Source organism: Flavobacterium sp. (assembly GCF_044376915.1).
Classification (GTDB): domain Bacteria; phylum Bacteroidota; class Bacteroidia; order Flavobacteriales; family Flavobacteriaceae; genus Flavobacterium.
The window spans coordinates 1-22,934 of record NZ_JBILKB010000007.1 but is presented as its reverse complement, the minus strand read 5'-3'; the positions used below and the strand labels follow the sequence as shown (position 1 = coordinate 22,934).

The window sequence follows — 22,934 nt, the reverse complement described above, 5'->3', positions numbered from 1 at the left end:
TATTACTTACTTAACTTCTTGCATTAATTTTTTTATCAAGGGCGAAATAACTATAAGTATAATACCTAAAATAAGTGCATAAATTGCTAGCTGTTTGTAACCTTCAGCGTATAAAACAAGTTTCTCTAAGTTAGAAGCATTTTCAGAAGCCTCAGCAATATTTGCACCTAAAATACCAGCAAAATATTGCCCATAAGCACTGGCTAAAAACCACATTCCCATCATCACCGCTTGCGTTTTTTGGGGTGATAATTTAGTCATAGCACTCATTCCAATAGGAGACAAACACAATTCACCAAAAGTGATGACCAACCAGCCTAAAGTAAAGATGCCTAGGGAAGTTTTACCATTCAAATCGGCAAAAAATTGGGTGTAGTAAAAAACCCAAAATCCACCCGCTAAAAACAGAAATGCGAGTCCAAATTTGATGATGGTATTGGGTTCTATTTTTTTCTTGGCCATCCATAACCAAACCAAACCAACTAAGGCCGCAAACCCAATTACAAATAATGAATTAGCCGAATTGTTGACGCCATTCGGACTCAATTCGACTCCCGCTATGGTATTGTTTAGATTATTCGCTGCAAATAGACTCAAGGATCCACCACTTTGTTCAAAAAAGGCCCAAAAGAAAATAGAGAAGATGATAAACACAAGCGCAGCAAGTAGTTTTTTATTTTCTACACTTGAAAAATTCTTCATTTCGTACAATAAATACAAAATGGAAGCCGGACCAATAATCATCATGAAATAATCGGTATACTTTGTATTGGCAACCATAATAATGATTATAGGAATTACGAGTAAAGAACCTAAATAAGTGGCTATTTCTAATATTTTTCGTTTAGAACTTGCTACTTCTTGTAAAGGTGAAAGCCCAATGGTACTTAATGTTTTTTGTGTTTGCGTAAATGTTAGCAAACTAACAATCATGACTAGTGCTGCAAAACCAAATCCTACATTCCATCTCAAGTTTTCTGGCACTAGGGATTGCCACATGGATCCTTCGGCAACGGCAATACAAATATACCCTCCAATTAATGCGCCTAGATTTACGCCCATATAGAAAAAAGAAAAACCGGCATCCCTACGTGGGTCGCCATCTTGATACAATTGCCCTACCATAGACGAAATATTAGGTTTAAAAAATCCGGTGCCAACAATTGTAAAACTGATTCCGATAAAGAACAAATTTTTTGGATCAATGGCCAAAATAATACTCCCTAGTATCATCAACAAGCCTCCCCAAAATAAGGATTTGCGTAACCCCAAAATTTTATCGGCAAACAATCCCCCTATAAATGTGAAGGCATACACCCATGCCTGCGTAGCGCCATATTGTAAGTTTGCTGTTTTTTCATCCATCGCTAAATGATTCACCATAAAAACGACTAACATGCCGCGCATTCCGTAAAAACAGAAACGTTCCCACATTTCACTGAAGAACAAATACCATAACTGTTTCGGGTATTTTCCTTTAAAATTCTGAATTTCTTGTAGTGTTTGCATCTTAATGTATTCCTTTTTCTTGCATTACTTTATTCAATTGTTTCAACAAAACAAACATCAACATGGTAGCGAATAATAACAATCCGAAATTAATCCAAAAGAAGTCTTGTTTGTTATCGTAGGTATCCCAAAGACTGGCCAACACCCCACTTAATTTATTTCCAATAGATGTGGCTAAAAACCATCCTCCCATCATTAACGACGTAATGTTTGTAGGACTCAATTTGGAAACTACAGATAGTCCCATGGGACTCAAAAATAATTCACCAATAGTGATGACCCCGTAATTCGCTACTAACCACCACACGCTTACCTTTTCGCTTCCATTGGCTCCCATATTCACTGCGGCAACCATTACTAAAACGGATAAAGCAGAAATGAGTAATCCAAAAGCAATTTTTGTTGGGGTTGAAGGTTCTTTCTTTCTCCCCCTTAAAAACGTAAAGAAAGCTACAACTAATGGTGTTAAAATAATGACCCAACCGGGATTGATAGACTGACTTAAATTGGTGGCCCAAAGCGACACTTTAGAACCTTCTTCGGGTAATTTTTCTTTAGCGACATTTCTAAAATAAACCGGGTAATCGACTGTTTTTTGAACTTCGCCGTCTATTTTTTGAATGCGAAAACTGGCATCGTATAATTCGACAGTATCTTTTTTGTATTCGACTTCTTTGGCTAATTTTAATCCGTTGAAAACAGTTTGAGTCGAACCAGTTATTTCTCTATCGGTATAACGATCTGCCCAAGTTGTAAGTGCGGAACCATTTAATTTAAATACAGCCCAAAACAAAATAACTACAGCAAAAATAGTTAATAAAGCACCAATAGGTCTTTTGTCTTCAACTTTTGCTTTGAAATATAAACTGCCATAGAAGAAGATCACGGGGATACACGCAAAAATAAAGGCATCCGTACTGTCCGAACCGAAAATATAGCCACTTGGATTTGCTTCTGAAGTAATCCCTTTTATCAACCAACCAATAACACCAAATAGTGCAGAGGGCAACAAAATAAAAAGTACAATTTTATAGAAAGGCATATCGCCAGGTTGTACTCCCTTTTTCTCGGTTTGAGTACCGTAATGTTTGGTGCCTAGAATGAAAACGAGTACTCCAATAAACATTCCGATTCCGGCTGCCATAAACGCATATTGCCAACCCAATAAAATTTGCAATGCCGCCCCAAAGAAATTACAAATGAATGCACCAACATTGATTCCCATGTAGAAAATATTGTAGCCTTCGTCTTTTTTTTCTTTGTATTTATCTTCTGAATAAAAGTTACCTAACAGCGTAGAAATATTAGGTTTGAAGAAACCATTACCAACAATTACAAGGGTCATCGCAATGTATAACATTGTAATATCATGAATTCCCATCATAAAATACCCGGCTCCCATCATGATACCCCCAATAACTATGGATTTTTTATACCCCCAATAACGATCGGCAATAAGCCCACCAATAAAAGGAGTTAAGAAAACTAGAGCAATAAAGGTTCCGTACAAATCGGATGCTTCTTTCTCGCTCATGGCAAATCCGGCTTCAACATCTTTAAGATATAAGGTAAAAATACCGATCATTAAATAGTATCCGAAACGTTCCCACATTTCAGATAAAAACAAATAAGGCAGTGCTTTAGGATGACTTTTCCACATAATGTATTGTATTAAAAAAACAAACCTACAAGGGTTTCTTGTAGGTTTGAAAGATATAAAAAATATTTTAATTTGTTTAGCTTAATCCGTTCATCATTTTCTTAAGTCTTGGAGACAAAAGGGCTAAGATGATTGCCGCTATACCACACAAAATTACAAATACCATAAAGAATTCATACAAATTATGAATCTCAAATCCGGCAAATGATGTGTACTCAATTGGTAATTGTTCTTTTTCAAATAAAGCTATTTGCTCTGCGGTCAATGTAACTTTTTTATCCAATACATCTTGAAGATTTACACCTAAAGTTTCAGCTTTTTGAAATTTATCACCTGTTGCTGGAATAATTGCTCCTAATGAACCCGCTAAAGCATAACCTGCTGCATTTGAGATGAAAAATACACCATACAATAAGGAAGCAAAACGTTTTGGTGCTAATTTACCCACTAATGATAATCCGATTGGAGACAAACATAATTCTCCCATTGTTTGAATTAAGTACAACAGCATCAACCATTTGATAGCTAATAAACCAGAGTTTCCTAAATCTTTAACATTGTGAGCAATGATAAAATAACTCAACGCTATAAAGGCCAATCCAAAAGCTTGTTTTAATGGTGAAACAGGTTCTTTTCCTTTAGCACGTAGTTTATCCCATAGCAAACTAAAAGGAAGTGCTAAGGCAACTACAAAAAGGCCATTGAAAATTTGGACCATTGAAGGCGGCATGTTCCATCCAAAAATATGACGGTCGGTTTGATTATCGGCTATAAAGGTTAAAGAGGATCCCGCTTGTTCAAATGCAGCCCAAAAGAAAATAATAAAGAAGGAAACGATGTAAATTACCCAAATTCGCTGTCTTTCTATATTGTTTTCTGCGGAGCTCATGATCAAATAAGCTAAAGAAATTCCTGCAGCATAAATAAAGGGATAAATGATACCTTTAATCAATTGTCCCATTTCCACGGCTGAGAAGCCAAACTCCCCGACCAAGACGTATCTAAAAATAAAGAACAAAGCAGCAAATAAAACTACAGCAATTCCAATTGCTTTGCTAGTAAATTTAGCTGTTTGTGTTTCACCTTCTTCAAAATCATCGCTTACACTGTTTTTAGGTAAGTCTCCAATTGGTCTACCTTCAGGGGTAACAACGTATTTATTTTTTAAAATAAAAAAGGTAATGGTTCCTATGATCATTGCAATGGAAGCTGCTAAGAAGCCCCATTTGAAAGCAAAAATATCTCTAACACCCGTTTCTGCATCTTTTACATCTCCTACCCAAGGACAAATAAATTGGCCCAAAAAGGCACCAATATTAATCCCCATATAAAAAATAGTAAAAGCGGAATCAAGTTTGCTTTTTTCTTGTTTTGGATACAAACTCCCAACCATCGATGAAATGTTTGGTTTGAAAAATCCGTTACCAAAAATAATGACGAACAAGGCAATCCACATGAATATTTTTGCACTGCTCAAACTTGAGTCAAATGTAGAAGCACTTATAAACAATAAGAATTGACCTATGGCCATTAAGGTTCCACCCAACATGATGCTATAGCGGTTTCCAATATACTTATCGGATATGAACCCGCCCAATAAAGGCGTTAGGTAACACAAAGCCAAAAACCCACCATAAATAATGGCAGCATCAGCCTCTTTGATTAATAACGAATTCACCATAAATAAGGTTAAAATCGCTCGCATTCCGTAGAAATTGAATCGCTCCCACATTTCGGTTCCAAATAAAACCCATAGGCCTTTTGGATGACTTTGTTTTGCTACTACTTCGCTCATAAAAATTAGTTTTAGTTATTGGTTGGTTATAATTTTTCTTTAATGAAATTCGTCATTTTTGTGTACAACTGTAAACGGGTTTTTCCGCCGTAAATTCCGTGGTTTTTGTCGGGATAAATGGCCCAATCAAATTGTTTGTTGGCTTGCACGAGTGCTTCCACCATTTTCATGGTATTTTGAACGTGTACATTATCATCAGCCGTTCCATGAATTAACAAGAAATTACCTTTTAATTTATTTACGTGATTGATGGGAGAGTTATTGTCGTAACCGTTTGCATTTTCTTGCGGTGTTTGCATGTAACGCTCTGTATAAATGCTGTCATAATATCTCCAAGAAGTTACCGGAGCAACTGCAATAGCTGTTTTGAATACATCAGCCCCTTGAAACAAACAGTTAGAGGACATAAAGCCACCATAGCTCCAACCAAAAATTCCAATTCTTGATGGATCAATATAATTGTATTTTCCAAAAACTTTTGCGGCATCAATTTGATCTTCTACTTCATATTTTCCTAGTTCTTTTTGTGTGCATTTTTTGAAGGCTGCCCCTTTGAAACCAGTACCTCTTCCGTCTACACAAGCCACGATGTAACCTTGTTGCGCTAGCATCATGAACCAATAATCATCGGAACCGTTCCAGTCGTTATTTACTTGTTGTGAACCCGGTCCAGAATATTGATACATGAACAATGGATATTTTTTAGTAGCATCAAAGTTTTTCGGTTTGATCATCCAAGCATTCAATTGATGGCCTTTTTCGGTAGTCACAACAAAAAATTCTTTTGGTGTTACGTCATATTTTGCTAATTTTTGTTCTACCCCTTCATTTGAAACAATAGTTTTAATTGGCGCACCTGTTTTGGATTGGTTAAGGGTATAAGTTGGAGCAACCGTTGCACTTGAATGGGTATTGATGAAATATTGAAAGTTCGGGCTAAATGTAGCTGAGTTGGTTCCGGTTTTAGAGGACAATCGTACCTTAGATTTGCCATCAATTTTAATGGCATATACATCTCTGTTGATTGAACCATTTTCTACCGATTGGTAATAAATCATGCCCAATTTTTCATCAAAACCATAGTAGTTAGTTACTTCCCACGATCCTTTGGTAATTTGTTTTTTTAATTTACCAGTTTTGTCGTAATGGTAAATATGATTGAAACCGTCTTTTTCAGAAGTCCAAATAAAGCTGTTGTCTTTTAGGAAGGTTAAATTATCGGTAATATCAATGTAAGCCAAATCTTTTTCGTTTAATATTATATTAGTGTTTCCGGTTATTGCGTCAACAAAATGTAAATCTAAATTATTTTGGTGGCGATTCATTACCTGAACGCTTAACGTCTTAGCATCACTAGTCCATTCAATTCTTGGAATATAAAAATCTTGATAATTCCCTAAATTAATTGGTTGAGAAATGTTGTTTTTTACATCATGAATGTGCAAAGAAACTTTCGCATTTTTCTCTCCTGCTTTTGGATATTTGAATACCGATTGTACAGGATAAAGGCCTTGATTAAATATATCCATCGAAAACTCTGGTACATCGGTTTCGTCAAATTTAATGTAGGCTATTTTAGTGCCGTCTGCATTCCAATCAAAAGCTTTTACAAAAGCAAATTCTTCTTCATATACCCAATCGGTTATACCATTGATGATCGAATTTTTCTTTCCATCTGAGGTGATTTGGGTTTCGCTATTCGTAACCAAATCAGCGATAAATAAATTGTTTTCAAAAGCATAGGCTACTTTTGTTCCGTCAAGAGAGAAGGTAGGTTCTTGTATCGCTTTGTCTGTAAATTTTGAGATTTTTTTAGAAGCAATATCAAAGATAAAATATTGTGCTGTAAAAGAGCGTCTGAAAATAGGATTAGTGTTTGTTGCTAATAGTATTTTTTGCTCTTTAGCGTCAAATGTATAGCTGTCAATTGATTTGAGTTCGGGATGATTTTTGGTGTCTAAAAGCGTACTCACTTTTTCTAATGAGGCAAAATCATATAAGTCAATTTGGAAACTTTTGGAGGTTCTGTCAAAATTCAATATGGTGTATTGATTGGTGTTCTTCATGGCGTTTAATTCGTCCATTCCTTTGGTGCGAAAAGCACCACCCCAAATTTCCTCTAACGTAATTTTTTGTTGCGCAACAACTGATACTGAGCTTACTATCCAAACTAGCAGCACAAATGTTATTTTTTTCATAGATTTTATTCTTAAAAACAGTTCAATTTTAGTGAAAATATATGAATTAATAACAATTTAAACCAAAACTTTTAATGTTCATGATAAATCTAGAAGTAATTTAATTCGGTTAGTTTCTATTTTTTTAAGGTGTTTACAGGCTCATTTCTTAAGCTTAAAAAGTTTGAACTAAATAAAAGTATAAGGGCATGCCTATCGTAATATTTACAGGGAATGTTATGGCCAATGCCATGGGTAAAAATAAGCCTGGATTTGCTTTAGGGACGGTGTTTTTCATCGCTGCTGGAACTGCAATATAGGAGGCACTTGCTGCTAATATGGCAAAAATGAATCGGTTGGCAATATCCGTAGTAACCCATCCACTCACTAGAGCAAATAAGCAGCCATTGAAGAGGGGAATAACGGCTGCAAAAGCAAACGGAAACCAGCCGTGAGCAAAAAATGATTTCAATTTCTTGCCGCTTGTGATTCCCATATCCAATAAGAAGATCGCTAAAAATCCTTTGAATAAATCATTTGTGAAAGGTTCAATGCCTTGTGCTTCTTTCGCTGAGGTAAGATATCCAATAAGCAAACTTCCCAAAATTAGTAGGACACTGCCATTAGTAAAAGAATGTTTTAGTATGAATCGTTTGCTGATTGGATTTGTTTTTTCTTTATGATATAACGAAATTAAAACCAGTCCCACGATGATGGCAGGGGATTCCATTAATGCCATTATGGCAACCATATTTCCATGTAATTCTAATTGATGTGATTCAAGATAAGAGGCTGCGGTTACAAAAGTAACGGCACTAATGGATCCATAAGCCGCTGCAATTGCTCCAGAATCAAAAACACCTAGTTTCCGTTTCAATATAAAAAAGGTGTAAAGCGGAATTATAATTGAGATAGAAATACCAAAGAGCATAGACCATATGATTTCATTGGTTATGCTTTCATGTGAAAGTTCTTGTCCACCTTTAAATCCAATAGCAAATAAGAGATACAAGGAAATAAATTTTGAAGAATTTTGCGGAATTTCTAAATCACTTTTTAAGTAAACAGCACTAATTCCTAAAATAAAGTAAAGTAATGCTGGATTGGTAAGGTTTTCTAATAATAAGTCTAAATTCATGATAGGATGTTATTTTTTTGTCGCTCTTGTTAATCGGTCGTTTATGGTGCGTCCAAGTCCTTCATCAGGAAAACGTTCTGCGATGATAAGGTCTAAATTCATGGTGTCTAATTCGTGTAAGGAATTATATAAATTTGCTGTTGCAATTTTCAAATCGCCTTCCGGAGATAGTATTTTTTGGTGTATTAGCTGCACATTGGGAATTGTTTGCTGAAATAGAAGTAATCCAATTTTTTTCTCCTTCCAATGATTCAATTCTTGCAGGATGTTTGAGGTAAGAATTATTTTTGTTGACGGAGCATAATGTTTTTTACACATTCCGGGGGTGGTCGTTTTTGTTTTACCGGCATTTAATAAGGTTACTTTGCCCGCTATTTTTTCAATTTCTTCAATGGAAATGGCGCCTAATCGATATACAATAGGTTGGTTTAGGTTAAACCCTACAATGGTTGATTCTACTCCGGCGCTGCAGGAACCGCCGTCTAAAACCATAGCAATTTTAGTCTTAAAATAGTCGTCAACATGTAGGGCTTTTGTGGGGCTTATCCGGGTAAATGGATTGGCGCTAGGGGCCACTAGCGGAAAATCAATGGTATTTAATAATTCTAATGTCAATGGGTGATTCGGAACTCTAACAGCAACCGTGTTTTGATGGGCCGTTACCAAATTGGAAATATGTTTTTGTTTATTCACAATCAAGGTTAGGGGACCTGGCCAAAATGCTTTGGCTAATCGATGTGCCATTTCTGGAATATCAGTTCCAACCTTTAGAAGTTCTTCATAATTCTTGATATGGAGAATTAGTGGATTAGTTGTAGGTCTTTTTTTTATGTCAAATATTTTACGAATGGCATTTTCACTAAAGGCATTTGCAGCTAAGCCGTAAACGGTTTCTGTTGGAATACCTACAACGCCTTCGTTTTTTAAAAATTTTGCGGCTAAATGGATATCAGTACTTATCATTAGTATTAGGGATTACAAAAATCACAATACATTGGATCTTCGGTTGTTTTTTCAAAGGGGTATTTTTTTATTAATTCAAATTCACATTTTTTACATTGATAGATGTGAGCTGAGATCGATCGAGTGGGCATTTTACAGCGACTGCATAATAACCCGGCTTCAGCTCTAACCACACCAAAGCCGGGAAATTGACAGTTCGAACAAACTGTATTTATTTTTTGTACTAATTTTAATCCAACTTCCTTGATAATTTTCATTCTAGTAGGATTGTAATGGGCTCTCATATCAGTTTCAACAAAGCAAGAGGTTTGGTCTTTTGTAAAATCGTAATAAATCTTTTTTAAGGTCTCTATATCTTGAATGCCTTTGTTAATTTTTGTCCAATTTTGTTGTCTATTTTTTACTATTACTGCATGTGATGGAAACTTAATTTTATTTAAAAATTCTTCCAATTGGTTAAAGGAATGAATTTCCTGACCGTCAAAATTTGTTTCTAAACTCAATACCCGTTCAACAATTTCTAAATTATTTCGTTTGTCATATAACATAATGAGTTCGTCATTGGCAGCTGAAAAAAACACAGTGGGATGGTTTCCAAACGAACCTTCTGTGGCTAAAGCTAAATCAAGGCCTTCTTCATCAAGAGCGATTAAACATTTTGATCGTAAGGTGTTAATCGCATCTTCCTTTCTTTCGATTTCACCACTAAATGTACCTAAAGAATCTGTATCAAATTTTGATGGAATCGCAATGTTGACTTTGTATTCTTTTTCAAAAATTGGCCCTAATACTTCCTCTTTAGAATGCTTGGTTACAATTAATAATTTTCGCTCTTTAAAAAGGGTTGTTTTATCATTCATATTTTATTTCAACAAAAGAATCAATAACTAAACTTTTATTTTGACTTTTTGCTTGCGAAATTATACTGGATATGTTGGCTAAGTTTTCTTTTAATTCCTCCACTCTTTTTAATGCGTTTTGGTCGTCATTCCCAAATCGAATTTGAGAACTAAAATTTTTAACTTTATTAAATTGTATGTTTTTAGTATACAAGTCCATTAAAATTTCATGGGCATCATTTGCAGAGAACTGACCATTAATTAATTTTATTTTTTTCTTCATTTTTATAAGTGATGTTAGATAAATGATTAATTAATTTTATTAACAATAGCATTACTAGTATTGCCGAACAGATTAGTAATTTTTCAATAAATAAATGCGAGGTATTAATGATTTTAATTAGCAGTATTGCTTCAATTAAGATGCAACAAAAAATTAGTATTTGAATTGCTATTTTCTTCATTTTGAAAATTATTTTGCAAATCTCTAGATAATTATCTATATATTTTTATTTATATTTGCAATAAATATTATAAAAATATATTATGAATTATACACTCAATCAATTGCGGATTTTTGTAAAGGTTGTGCAATTACAGAGCGTTACAAAAGCTTCAGAAGAATTGCATTTGACCCAACCAGCTGTTTCAATTCAATTGAAAAATTTTCAAGATCAATTCGAAATTCCGCTCACGGAAGTTGTTGGAAGAAAAATTTTTGTTACCGAATTTGGTCAAGAAATTGCCATGGCAGCCATTCAAATTTTAGAACAAGTCAATACCATTACACATAAAACCCTAGCGTATAAAGGGCAACTTTTTGGAAAAATTAAAATTTCAATTGTTTCCACAGGAAAATATGTTATGCCTTATTTTTTAGGGCCATTTTTAAAAAACAACCCGGGTGTTGAATTGGATATGGATGTAACCAATAAAAACAAGGTTCTTAAAAGTCTTCAAAATAATGAAATCGATTTTGCTTTGGTTTCAATTTTGCCTGAGAGTTTAAAATTTGAAAAAATTGATTTGATGCAAAATAAATTATTTTTTGTTGCCAATAATGAGTTTGTATCAAAAAGTACTAAAACAGAATTCATTTTTAATGAAACCCCCCTTGTTTTCAGAGAAAATGGATCAGGAACGCGACAAGCAATGGAACGGTTCATTACACAAAATTCAATTGAAGTACAGAAGAAAATGGAACTAACTTCAAATGAAGCGGTGAAACAGGCTATAATGGCTGGTTTAGGATGTTCCATCATGCCTTTAATTGGCATTCAAAAAGAAATTCAAAATAAAGATCTTCAAATTATTCCAATTAAAGGGTTGCCTATTATGACCAATTGGAGTCTAATTTGGTTAAAGGGGAAAAATCATAGTCCAGCTGCTTTGGCGTATTTAGCGTATTTAAAAGCAGAAAAGGATCAGATTATTAATAAACATTTTAGTTGGTATGAAACAGTATAATTTTACTACTGTATTTTAATAACTGCTTTGTTTTATCTCAATTATAAGAATTACTATATTTGTTATTCAATAATATGCTATGCAACATTACGTAAAAGGCTTTTCAAAACTATCGAAAGAAGAAAAAATCAATTGGATTACCACTACTTATTTTACTAATTCTGAAGCGGCCAAGGACATCTTACTGAATTACTTGAATTCCGATGACAGTTTGCAAAAATTACACGATGAATTCATTGAAAATACACTGACTAATTTTTACTTGCCTTATGGTGTGGCGCCTAATTTTACTATCAATGGTAAAAGTTATACCATTCCTATGGCTATTGAAGAAAGTTCAGTAGTCGCTGCCGCTTCAAAAGCAGCTAAATTTTGGGGAGAACGCGGCGGATTCAAAACTACAATCATTAATACCGAAAAAATTGGGCAAGTACATTTTCTTTTTCAAGGAACTGCTGAAAAATTGTCAACTTTTTTTAATCAAATCAAGCCTAAATTTTTTTCAGATACAGCCGATATTACCAAAAACATGGAAAAAAGAGGTGGTGGTATTTTGAATATAGTATTGAAAGATAAAACCCATGAAATTGGAAATTACTTCCAATTGCATGCTACTTTTAATACAAAAGATAGTATGGGAGCCAATTTTATCAACACTTGTTTGGAACAATTTGCTAAAACGTTGGAACAACAGGCGCTCGAATATGCTGATTTTACAGAGGATGAACGAGCCGTTCAAATTGTAATGAGTATTTTGAGTAATTATGTTCCCAATTGTTTAGTTCGTGCTGAGGTGTCTTGTCCCATAGCAAAATTGTCGGAATCGGAAGTTATTGATGCGCACGAATTTGCACAAAAATTTGCTACAGCGGTGCGCATTGCCGAAATAGAGCCTTATCGAGCTGTAACGCATAATAAGGGGATCATGAACGGAATTGATGCGGTAGTTTTAGCCACGGGTAATGATTTCAGAGCTGTTGAAGCTGGTGTTCACGCTTTTGCGAGCCGATCAGGCCGTTATTCCAGTTTATCACACGTTTCTATTCAAGATGACATTTTTACTTTTTGGTTGGAAGTACCATTGGCGTTGGGAACGGTAGGCGGACTTACTTCATTACATCCGTTGGTTAAATTTTCAATGGAATTATTAGGCAAACCCTCAGCTGAAGAATTAATGCAAATTGTTGCAGCAGCTGGCTTGGCACAAAATTTTGCCGCCCTACGCTCGCTAACGACTACGGGAATACAGCAGGGGCATATGAAAATGCATATAATGAATATCTTGAATCAGCACCAAGCCACAAAAGAAGAAAAGCAAAAAGTGTTGGATTATTTTAAAGAAACGACCATTTCACATAGTCTAGTGGTAGATTATTTAGAAAAAATTAGAAAGTAATGGCATCACAAACCTATTACAGTAACGGTAAATTATTACTTACAGGTGAATATATTGTTTTAGACGGTGCGGAAGCCTTAGCTGTACCTACCCGTTTTGGTCAAAATCTTGTGGTCAAAGAAGGAAAATCAGATTTTTTAAAATGGACCAGCTTTGATGTAGATCAAAATATATGGTTTACAGATACTATTGCTATTGAATCGATCAAAAACAAAAAAGGATCTGAACAAAATAGTTCGGTTAAAAACACCCTGATTGAGATACTTCATCATGCCCATATTCAAAATCCGGAAGTATTAGCGAATAGAGGTTACGAAGTTGAAACCCATTTGACTTTTCCAAGAAATTGGGGTCTAGGAACGTCTTCTACCTTGATCAATAATATTGCCCAATGGTTTCAAATTGATGCTTTCAAATTATTAAATTCTAGTTTTGGAGGCAGTGGATATGATATTGCGTGTGCCCAAACCGATCAGCCTATTGTGTATCAATTAATTGAAGAACAGCCTACTTTTTCTGTAGTGCCATTTAATCCATCCTTCAAAGCACATATATATTTTGTGTACCTTAATCAGAAGCAAAGTAGTAGATCGGCCATCGCAAACTACTTGACACAACGTCATAAAAGTGTTGGTATTGTTTCCAAAATAAATAAAATCACGCAGCAAATTATTGCTTGTAAAACGTTGTCCGAATTTGCAAAATTGATGGAATACCATGAAATTTTGATGAGTGAAATTTTGGAAACCACGACAATAAAAGAACGATTTTTTTCTGATTTTAAAGGGGTTGTTAAAAGTTTAGGCGCATGGGGAGGCGATTTCATAATGGTTATTTCTCCAGAAAATCCTGAAGCTTATTTTCACGAAAAAGGCTACGATAAGGTATTAAAATACCATGAAATAATATATCCGTAATGCGTATTTGATTCAGTCAAAATATTTATATAAATTTACAAGTACATTTCTAACCCGAAAACCAGCATGTTACAGCAACAAATAGTAAAGAGATCAACTACTACAAATGGTATTTTACTGTTTTCTTTTCTATTTATTAGTTGTATGGATTTGTGCGCGCAACAAGATGCTCAATTTACACAATATATGTATAATACGGTTGCCATCAATCCAGCTTATGCAGGTTCAAGGGGGATGCTTAGTGTTTTCGGAATACATCGTGCGCAATGGATAGGGCTTGAAGGCGCACCAACAACTACAGGAGCTTCGTTTCATACGCCAATTAACGATTCAAGAATTGGATTAGGATTTTCGTTATTGCAAGATGCCATCGGGCCGTCTGACAAGCAACTATTTTCTGCTGATTTCTCGTACACTATTTCAACCTCGGAAAACTATAAATTGTCCTTTGGATTAAAAGGAACAGCTAGTTTGTTTTCGATTGATTATACCAAATTGAATCGATACGATACAAATGACCCTAGGTTCCAAAACAATATATCCAATCAGTTTTCACCCAATATTGGTGCAGGAATCTATTTACATTCTAAAAAATTGTATGCAGGGATTTCTGTACCTTTTATGTTGCAATCAACCGAATTTGATGACATCAATTCTCAAGTAACTAATGAAGCGTTACATTATTTTTTTATGGGAGGATATGTTTTTGATGTTTCTGATAGTACAAAGTTCAAACCCGCATTTTTAGTAAAAGCTGTTGAAGGGGCCCCATTGCAAGTTGATCTTACCGCCAACTTTATGCTTTATGATAAATTTGTTCTCGGGGGTGCTTGGCGTTGGGATGCTGCACTAAGTGGTTTGGCGGGCTTTCAGGTAAATGATAACTGGTTCATTGGCTATACCTATGATGCCGATAGCACAAAATTAGCCAACTACAATTCGGGTTCTCACGAACTTTTTTTACGCTATGAATTTATAGGTAAAAAAGAGCAAGTTGTATCACCTCGATTCTTTTAAAACGTATGGTGTTATGAAAATAAAAAAAATAAGTTTAGTTTGTTTCTTTTTGTTTGGAATGCTTGGTTTTGCTCAAAACAAAACCATCCAAAAAGCCGATAAAAATTACGATCGATTTCTTTATGTTGATGCCATCAATACCTATGAAAAAGTAGCAAAAAAAGGATACAAATCCATTCAATTGTTTTGTAAACTGGGGGATTCCTATTATTTTCAATCGCGTTATGCCGAAGCCAATCAGTGGTACGAACAACTTTTTTTGTTGCAAAAAAAAGTAGCTGCAGAGTACTATTTTAGATATGCACAAACCCTTAAATCGATTGGTAATTATGACAAAGCCGCAGTTATTATGCAAGCATTTGATGCGCAAAAAAACACCGATTTGCGAGCCAAATTAGCTCAAAAGCAAGTTGATTATTTAGCCCAAATTAAAAAAAATTCGGGCCGTTATCGCATAAAAAATGCAGGTATTAATTCGAAATATTCCGATTATGGTGCGGCGTTTTATAAAAATATGTTGGTGTTTACTTCGGCTCGAGATACTGGCGGTTTATTTGTGCGAAAGCACAATTGGAACAACCAATCGTTTACCAATTTATACGGCACAGAAATACAAGACACCACCCTTTTGAGAACTCCCGAAAATTTTTCAAAAAAAACCAATTCTAAATACCATGAGTCAACCCCAGTATTTACTTCAGATGGGAATACCATGTATTTTACGCGAAATAATTATGTAAATGGAAAAAAAGGGAAGGATCAAAAAAACACTATTTTATTAAAAATATTTAAAGCCACAAAAGTGGACGAAAAATGGGAAAATATTGTGGAATTGCCGTTCAATGGCAACCAATACAATTGCGCACATCCGGCCTTGAGTCTCGATGAAAAAACCTTGTACTTTTCTTCAAATATGCCTGGTTCTTTTGGGATGTCTGATTTGTATAAAGTGGCTTTATTGCATGATGGCGGCTATGGAAAACCAATAAATTTAGGCCCCCAAATCAATACCGAAGCTCGAGAGTCGTTTCCGTTTATTTCCAAAGCTAACGAATTGTATTTTGCCTCCGATGGTCATCCAGGATTAGGCGGATTGGATGTATTTGTAACCCAATTAGGTGCCGATGGAAAACCAAATGTTATTCAGAATATAGGGGCTCCAGTAAACAGTACTTTTGATGATTTTGCAATGATCTTCGATGTTTCTTCAAAAATAGGATATTTTAGCTCCAATAGAACCAATGATACTATGGGGGATGATGATATTTTTCAATGCGTAGAATTGTATTCTTTGCCCAGAGATTGCCAACAATCCCTTTTTGGGACAGTTGTAGATGCTGTAACACAAAAGCCACTTGCATCCGTTCAACTGGTGCTAATGGATCCGAATTTGGCACCCATAAAGGAAACGATCACGGATGCAGCAGGAAAATTTGAATTTGGCCCAGTAGATTGCGACACTTTTTACAGTTTACGAGCTAATCTTAAGGATTATGACGTAAATGAAATACGAATAGCTTCGGCATTGGAAGCAGGTAAGACCGAAATAAAAGTGGATTTATCGCCAAAAATTTTGGCACTGAAAATAGGGGATGACTTGCGAAAAGCACTTGGTATAGATATCATTCATTTTGATTTGGATAAAGATTTTATTCGACCCGATGCGGCTGTAGAATTGGCAAAAATTTTGGAAGTAATGCAACAAAATCCTACGCTTGAAATAGACGTGCGTTCGCATACCGATAGTCGTCAAACCCATCGATATAACATTGAACTGTCTAATAGACGTGCAAAATCGACGATTCAATGGTTGGTTACCAATGGAATTGATGCACGCCGTTTAAGTGGAAAGGGTTATGGCGAGACACAATTGGTAAACCCCTGTGCTGATGGTGTTTCGTGTACTGAAGAAGCACATCAAGCCAACAGGCGAAGTGAGTTTATTATTACAAAATTATAATTAATAAACACAAAAAACCCTTGAAAATCAAAGGATTATCAAGGGTTTAAGTGGTACCTCCAGTACCTTTTTTTATTAATCTTAGTTTACTTGTTTTATTTTATTTATGTATTAACAACCTGTAAATCAATCACATTTAATTTGTTTTAATATATTTTAATTAAATTACATTAATATAAATATTGATTTTCAAGTCCCCTTTCAAGTCCCCCATTATTTTTCTATATTTGTAACAGATGAATAAATTTATGGAAAAATCAATCAAAAACAATTCTGGTGTTGTAAGATTTGCATTCAAAGAAACGAATGTTAATATGGAAAAGGACAAAAAAAAAGAAAGTCCCATAAATTTAATTTTTTCTTATGGTGGAAAAAAATTAAAATATTCTACTGGTTTTAAAGCATGTTATGACGATTGGGACTTTAATAAGCAACGAATAAAATCAAACAAATCTTTATTGGTAAATGCGCGGGAAGTTAATAATTTATTAAATTTCATAGATACTTCATTGACAAAGGAATATTCTAAATTTATATCTGAACAAATAGAAGTAACTAATGAACTTCTAAAGTCATATTTAGACAAATTACTGAATAAAAACACTAATGAAATTACTTCTGAAAAAGATATTACATTTATTGAATTTGCTTATGAATTGTTAGAAAATAAAAAGAAGAGAATAACAATTGAAACATATAAATCTTACCGACAAACTTTAATAAAGTTAGAAATGTATTCAAAAGTCAATAAGACACCAATTACATTTAATTCATTTGATAAAAAGTTTGTTAATTTATTTAGTACATTTCTTGAAGAATATTACGACCACCAACAAAATTCCCTAAGTAAACATTTTAAAAATTTAAAAACTTATTTAATTGAAGCGGTTAATAGAGGTTTAATTAGTAATTCTAATTTTATTATTAAAGATTTTTGTTATCCAACGGAGGAAACTACAGCAATTTATCTTACCGAAAAAGAATTGCAAAAAATGTTTGACGCGGATTTGTCCCAAAATAGAATAATGGAATTAGCAAGAGATATTTTTTTAATCGGTTGTTACATCGGTCAAAGAGTTAGTGATTATAATGGATTAACTGAAAATGATATTGTCACTTTGAAGGGAATTAAATATTTTAAAATTAGGCAATCAAAAACTAAAACAGATGTACTTTGTCCTATCACAAAAGAAATATCTGAAATTATGAGATTAAGACATTTTAATTTACCTCCCAAAAAACTTAATGAACCCGATATAAACGAAAATATAAAAGAGCTCGGAAAAAGTTTAGGTTTTACAAAAAAAATTAAGTGTGAATTTACCAAAGGAGGCAAAAAAGTCATAGAGATGGTTCCTAAAAATGAATTGATTATGACTCATACCGCAAGAAGAAGTTTTTGTACTAATATGTATTTGAAAAAAATGCCGGTGTTTGATATTATGGTTTTTTCTGGACACAAAACCGAAAAAGAATTTTATAAGTATATTAGAATAAAAGGAGAAGAAAGAGCGGAACATATTGTAGGTAAGGGATTTTTTAATATTTAATGATAGTATAGTTACTATTTTAGGTTACATACATTAGTTCAGGTGGGACCACAACAAAACCCTTGTAAGTACCCGTATTTACAAGGGTTTCTTATTAAAAAGTTGAGCAAAAAGTTGAGCAAAACCGAATGCTCAACTTTTTTGTTTGCTTTAAATGGGGGTTTTGAAACCTCATTTTTATGTTATGAAGTTAATTATTTTATAAAGAAATAATTATTTGTAAGTAAGATTACTATATTTGAGATGAATAATGCGCTACAAACTAGTTATTCGTCAGTTTACTTCGAACCGCGAGAATTCAATAAAATTTAAAAATGGAAAAAATAATAAGTTTTATATTTCTACTATTTTGCTTTTCGGCAATATCTCAAGATTTAAATCCAAAAATAATTTCACTTTCTGAAAATCCTACAATTGAAGATTTTAGTTTTTTAAAAGAAGAATTAAAAGACGTTCAGATAGTAATGCTTGGCGAAAGCACTCATTTTGATGGAAATGTATTTGAAATGAAAACTAAAATGATTAAGTTTTTAAGTCAAGAAATGGGTTTTAAAACAATTGCTTTTGAATCAGGAATTTATGATTTATGGAAGGCTCAAAATGATATTGATAATGGTTTAAATACTAATGATGTATTTTCTAATTCTTTATTTTCAATTTGGGCAAAAAGAAATGAGTTTATATCTTTTATGAATTTCTATGATGAAAACAAAACTGATTTAAAATTATTTGGCTTTGATTATCAAATTACTAGCACAAATGGAAATGTAAGTCTTGCCAAAGATTTTTTTGAATATGCAAAAAAAATCAAACATAAAATAAAATTTAAACAAGAAGATTTTGAATTACTTTTAGAATCAATCACTAATTCTGGAATGTTCGATGAAGAAGATATTACTTTTAATCAATTTAAACTTGAATTATCTGATTTTAAAAACAAAATTAGTAAACAAAAAGATTCAGAAGAAAAATTTTATTGGAATCAAATTGTAAAAAGTCTTTTAGAGTTAGGTAACGATGCTTATACAAAAGAAGAAGTTTTAAGTACATTTTACACGACTTCTTTTGATAATAATCGTGATAGACAAATGGCCGACAACTTATTGGCTTACATAGAACAAAATCCTGATGAAAAAATAATTTGTTGGGGAGCAAATGCACATTTTGTAAACAATACTAATTCAATTAAAGAACCTATTATAAAAGAATTTGTTCCAATGGGTTCTTATTTAAAAAAAGAATTAAAAAACAAAGTTTATAGTTTTGCAAATATTACATCAACAGATTCTGTTTTCATTCAAAATAAATGGAATATAACTCCTATAAAAAAGAATTCATTTGAAGATTTTTTAAAGACAAAATACACTTCACCTCATATTTTTATTTCTTCAAATCAGAGCGAAATGAATACTATTATTTGGAATAGATTTTTTAGTCCAATAACTTTTATTGAAAGTAAATTAAATGAATTACACGATGGTTATTTCTATTATAGAAAAGTTACACCTTCTACTATAATTGATTCTGACATAGAAAATCGGATTTCTTATAAAACAAATAACAAAACATCTAAACCTGAAATTGATAAAATTGATGAAACAGCAACCGTTTTAAACGAAGTGATAGTTTATGGAAAACGAACTGCTTATCAATTAATCAATAAAGTAATTGGGTCTTTTGAAAAAAATTATCCTGATAATCCATTTAACTCTTTAATGAAAACTAATATTCAGTCAAAAGTTTCGGATTCAACATATCTAGATTTTGATTTTATTGCAGAACAATATGATTTAGGTTATGTAAATCATATAAACAGAAGTACAAAAAACATCAAAGAAATTAGATGGAATATAAAAAACGATTTTTTAACTGAATCATTAAGAGAATATCACGGATTAATTTATAATTCACCAATAAAATATGCGCCTTTTTTAAAGAAAGGAAAATTCAAAAAATTTATTTTTCAAATCGAAGAAACTAAACTTTACAACAACGAAGAAGTTTATGTTATTAGCTTTTCATCGCCAAGAAATCATTCAACGTTTACAAGAAGAATTTTTCTAAGTGATTATTCAGGTTATTTATATGTAAATTTAAAAGATTTTGCAATTGTGAAAATTTTTGAAAATTGGTCAGTAACTGAATTTCCAGAATCTTTTAGAGAAGGTTATAATTTAAAAAATTCATTGTCTAAATTTACTTCAAAAGAATATGTAAATGAATCAATGGAAACCGATTTTACAAAAATAAATGGTTTATATTACATTTCACATTCAACAAGTAAATTATTAGGATACATTTACAATGATACAACTAAAAGAAAATTTGAAACAACAGTTGATTCATATTGGAATGATTTTAACATCAATAATCCTTTTCCAATCAAAGGAAAAGAAGAAGAACATCTGTTTGATAAAGTAAAATTTAATACACAATTTTGGAAAAAATAATATAAAACCGAACGGCTAACAGCAGTTACAAGAAATTGCTAGGTATGGGATTTATCAGATATGGTAATTGTAGAATCAAAGTTCTGTCTATATTTGTAATTGTCAGTGAATAAAGTACACCATTTCTTGAAGCCGCGGAACGTTAGTAACAACCCAAAAAAACATCTTCAAAAATATGAAACTCTTAAAACAAAAATTATACTTTTTTATTCTTCTATTTTTACCATTAATAGTTGAAAGTCAAAACAAATACAATTTAGACTTTAACGACTTTAAACAGGAAGAACAAAAAATGCCTAAAGGATGGTTTAAATGGGGAAATTTTGAGAATTTGACTGGGGAAGTAATTAGCGATGGTAATTCAGTTGGGAAAGTTGTTTCCGATAAAAATGGAACATTTGGCTGCATTACTTATATGATTCCAGCCAATTATGTTGGAGACACTATTGTACTTTCTGGTCGAATTAAATTCGAAAATGTCAAAGATTATGTGGGGCTTGTGATGCGGATTGACGGACATTCAAAAAAAGGTTCTTTAGCATTTAAATCAATGCAAAATCAAAAAATAAGAGGTACAAGTGATTGGAGAGAATATTCCATAAAATTACCTTTTCCATCTAATGCAAAAGCTATCTATGTAGGCGGGATATTAGGAAAAAAAGGTGTAGCTTGGTTTGATGACTTTAAAGTTAGTATTGACGGCATTGACATTCAGAAATTAGAAGAAACAAAAAGATTAACTTTAGAAGACTACAATTCTTACAAACTTGAATCGGCATTATCAAAATCTTCTAGAAAATTGGACTTTTCAAATGAAGGAACTCTGCGTAATAGTTTAGACCCTTTGATAGAAAAAATAGGTGACAAAAAAATAGTTGCAATAGGAGAAAGTACGCACGGAACCTCAGAATTTTATAGACTTAGGGAAATAATAACAAAACGATTGATAAAAGAAAAAGGATATCGTCTTGTGGTGCTAGAAAATCCATACGATGATATTGAAATCCTAAACAGAGACTTGTTTAAATCACCATTAGATAGTTTAATGCATAAACACTTATTTTCTATTTATCAAACCCAAGAAATGAAATCTTTTTTACAATGGTATAAGGATAATAAATCGGATTATAATATTGAGTTTAAAGGTTGCGATGATTCATATTGGATTTTTTATGAACTACTAAAAGATAACTTTAATTCAATCAATGATGACGTATTGAATAAGCTTTTAGAAGAATTAAAATCCAATATTGAAAAAAGTTCAACTGATAAATTAAAAAAAGAACATAAAGTCAATAATTTAATTTACAATAACATATTAGATATAGAAAATTATTTAGAAACAACTAAAAAAACAACAAAATCAATTAGAGAAATTCTATTCAATGGAAAGAACACATATATCAACTATTTAAACATTAAAAACCAAAAACCAATTCAAAGTCGAGATGAAATAATGGCTGATAGAATATCATTTTTAGCAAAAAATTCTGACGGTAAAATTATTGTTTGGGCTCATAATGCACATATTTCAAAAGAAATTATCACAGATAACGAAATAGGTATAATGGGTAGAGACCTCAAAAAAGAATTCGGTAGCGATTATTACACAATTGGACTTACTACCTTGAAAGGAAGTTATACATATATGGATGGAAAATTTATAAACGGAGACCACCTTTATACTGAGAAGCTTAAAACAGAATCATTTCAACCTGTCGATAGCTTTTTTTGGGAAAAAAAACTATCTCAAAATGGTAACTCGTTTGTTATGGATATGTCGGATTTAAAAAATCAACTAACCACAGATGAAATAATCGGAGCTACAAGGTTAATTGGTTATTCAAAAGAATCAAAAGAGGATTTTTATTATCTTCCATTAAGCAAAAATTTTGACATGATGATTTTTATTGAGGAAACTAATTCAACCAAACCAATTTTCGAGTAAAAAGTGCAGTGGCTAACAGGTGGGACCACAACAAAACCCTTGTAAGTATCAGTATTTACAAGGGTTTCTTATTAAATGTTTGAGCAAAAAGTTGAGCAAAACCGAATGCTCAACTTTTTTTATATCGATATTTTTCGGTGATTTTGGT

General features: G+C 32.8%; 16 protein-coding genes. 8 read left to right on the top strand and 8 right to left on the bottom strand.

The genetic code is table 11. The features are described 5' to 3' along the window. Positions 1-6: 6 nt before the first annotated feature. The 8 genes from ACIQ6Z_RS01440 to ACIQ6Z_RS01405 all read right to left on the bottom strand — a co-directional run bounded on the left by ACIQ6Z_RS01440 (position 7) and on the right by ACIQ6Z_RS01405 (position 10,364). Complete coding sequence (locus tag ACIQ6Z_RS01440) at positions 7-1,509, bottom strand: peptide MFS transporter (protein WP_396209163.1); 1,503 nt, start codon at positions 1,507-1,509, stop codon at positions 7-9. Position 1,510: 1 nt separating this feature from the next. Beyond that, the gene (locus ACIQ6Z_RS01435; protein WP_396209162.1) at positions 1,511-3,169 is read right to left on the bottom strand and encodes a peptide MFS transporter; all 1,659 of its coding nucleotides are present in this window, start codon (positions 3,167-3,169) and stop codon (positions 1,511-1,513) included. A 76-nt stretch (positions 3,170-3,245) separates the two neighbouring features. Then, positions 3,246-4,964: a peptide MFS transporter gene (locus tag ACIQ6Z_RS01430; RefSeq protein ID WP_396209161.1), complete on the bottom strand. Its 1,719-nt coding sequence runs from the start codon at positions 4,962-4,964 to the stop codon at positions 3,246-3,248. 26 nt (positions 4,965-4,990) lie between these two features. Then, positions 4,991-7,162 (bottom strand): S9 family peptidase, encoded by a 2,172-nt coding sequence (locus tag ACIQ6Z_RS01425; protein ID WP_396209160.1) that lies wholly within the window; start codon positions 7,160-7,162, stop codon positions 4,991-4,993. A 154-nt stretch (positions 7,163-7,316) separates the two neighbouring features. Next, complete coding sequence (locus ACIQ6Z_RS01420) at positions 7,317-8,279, bottom strand: sodium-dependent bicarbonate transport family permease (protein ID WP_396209159.1); 963 nt, start codon at positions 8,277-8,279, stop codon at positions 7,317-7,319. A gap of 9 nt (positions 8,280-8,288) precedes the next feature. Next, the gene (locus ACIQ6Z_RS01415; protein ID WP_396209158.1) at positions 8,289-9,242 is read right to left on the bottom strand and encodes an L-threonylcarbamoyladenylate synthase; all 954 of its coding nucleotides are present in this window, start codon (positions 9,240-9,242) and stop codon (positions 8,289-8,291) included. A 5-nt stretch (positions 9,243-9,247) separates the two neighbouring features. Next, on the bottom strand, positions 9,248-10,102 hold the full coding sequence (locus tag ACIQ6Z_RS01410) for a DUF6671 family protein (protein WP_396209157.1): 855 nt from the start codon (positions 10,100-10,102) through the stop codon (positions 9,248-9,250). Next, positions 10,095-10,364, bottom strand: coding sequence for a hypothetical protein (locus tag ACIQ6Z_RS01405; RefSeq protein ID WP_396209156.1), 270 nt, complete (start codon positions 10,362-10,364; stop codon positions 10,095-10,097). The genes ACIQ6Z_RS01410 and ACIQ6Z_RS01405 overlap by 8 nt, the downstream gene beginning before the upstream one ends. A 263-nt stretch (positions 10,365-10,627) precedes the next feature. On the opposite strand from ACIQ6Z_RS01405, the gene ACIQ6Z_RS01400 reads away from it, so the two are divergent. The 8 genes from ACIQ6Z_RS01400 to ACIQ6Z_RS01365 all read left to right on the top strand — a co-directional run bounded on the left by ACIQ6Z_RS01400 (position 10,628) and on the right by ACIQ6Z_RS01365 (position 22,786). Next, positions 10,628-11,548 carry a LysR family transcriptional regulator gene (locus tag ACIQ6Z_RS01400; RefSeq protein ID WP_396209155.1) on the top strand — a complete coding sequence of 307 codons (921 nt, stop codon included), beginning with the start codon at positions 10,628-10,630 and terminating at the stop codon, positions 11,546-11,548. 79 nt (positions 11,549-11,627) lie between these two features. After that, positions 11,628-12,944 (top strand): hydroxymethylglutaryl-CoA reductase, degradative, encoded by a 1,317-nt coding sequence (locus ACIQ6Z_RS01395; RefSeq protein WP_396209154.1) that lies wholly within the window; start codon positions 11,628-11,630, stop codon positions 12,942-12,944. Continuing rightward, complete coding sequence (locus ACIQ6Z_RS01390; protein WP_396209153.1) at positions 12,944-13,861, top strand: GYDIA family GHMP kinase; 918 nt, start codon at positions 12,944-12,946, stop codon at positions 13,859-13,861. The genes ACIQ6Z_RS01395 and ACIQ6Z_RS01390 overlap by 1 nt, the downstream gene beginning before the upstream one ends. 66 nt (positions 13,862-13,927) lie before the next feature. Next, positions 13,928-14,878 carry a type IX secretion system membrane protein PorP/SprF gene (locus ACIQ6Z_RS01385; RefSeq protein ID WP_396209152.1) on the top strand — a complete coding sequence of 317 codons (951 nt, stop codon included), beginning with the start codon at positions 13,928-13,930 and terminating at the stop codon, positions 14,876-14,878. A gap of 13 nt (positions 14,879-14,891) precedes the next feature. Continuing rightward, positions 14,892-16,838, top strand: a complete 1,947-nt coding sequence (locus tag ACIQ6Z_RS01380; protein ID WP_396209151.1) for an OmpA family protein — start codon at positions 14,892-14,894, stop codon at positions 16,836-16,838. Between the two features lie 248 nt (positions 16,839-17,086). Further along, positions 17,087-18,388: a site-specific integrase gene (locus ACIQ6Z_RS01375; RefSeq protein WP_396209150.1), complete on the top strand. Its 1,302-nt coding sequence runs from the start codon at positions 17,087-17,089 to the stop codon at positions 18,386-18,388. A gap of 314 nt (positions 18,389-18,702) precedes the next feature. Next, positions 18,703-20,838, top strand: coding sequence for an erythromycin esterase family protein (locus ACIQ6Z_RS01370; protein WP_396209149.1), 2,136 nt, complete (start codon positions 18,703-18,705; stop codon positions 20,836-20,838). Between the two features lie 175 nt (positions 20,839-21,013). Beyond that, positions 21,014-22,786 carry an erythromycin esterase family protein gene (locus ACIQ6Z_RS01365; RefSeq protein ID WP_396209148.1) on the top strand — a complete coding sequence of 591 codons (1,773 nt, stop codon included), beginning with the start codon at positions 21,014-21,016 and terminating at the stop codon, positions 22,784-22,786. Positions 22,787-22,934: the final 148 nt, after the last annotated feature.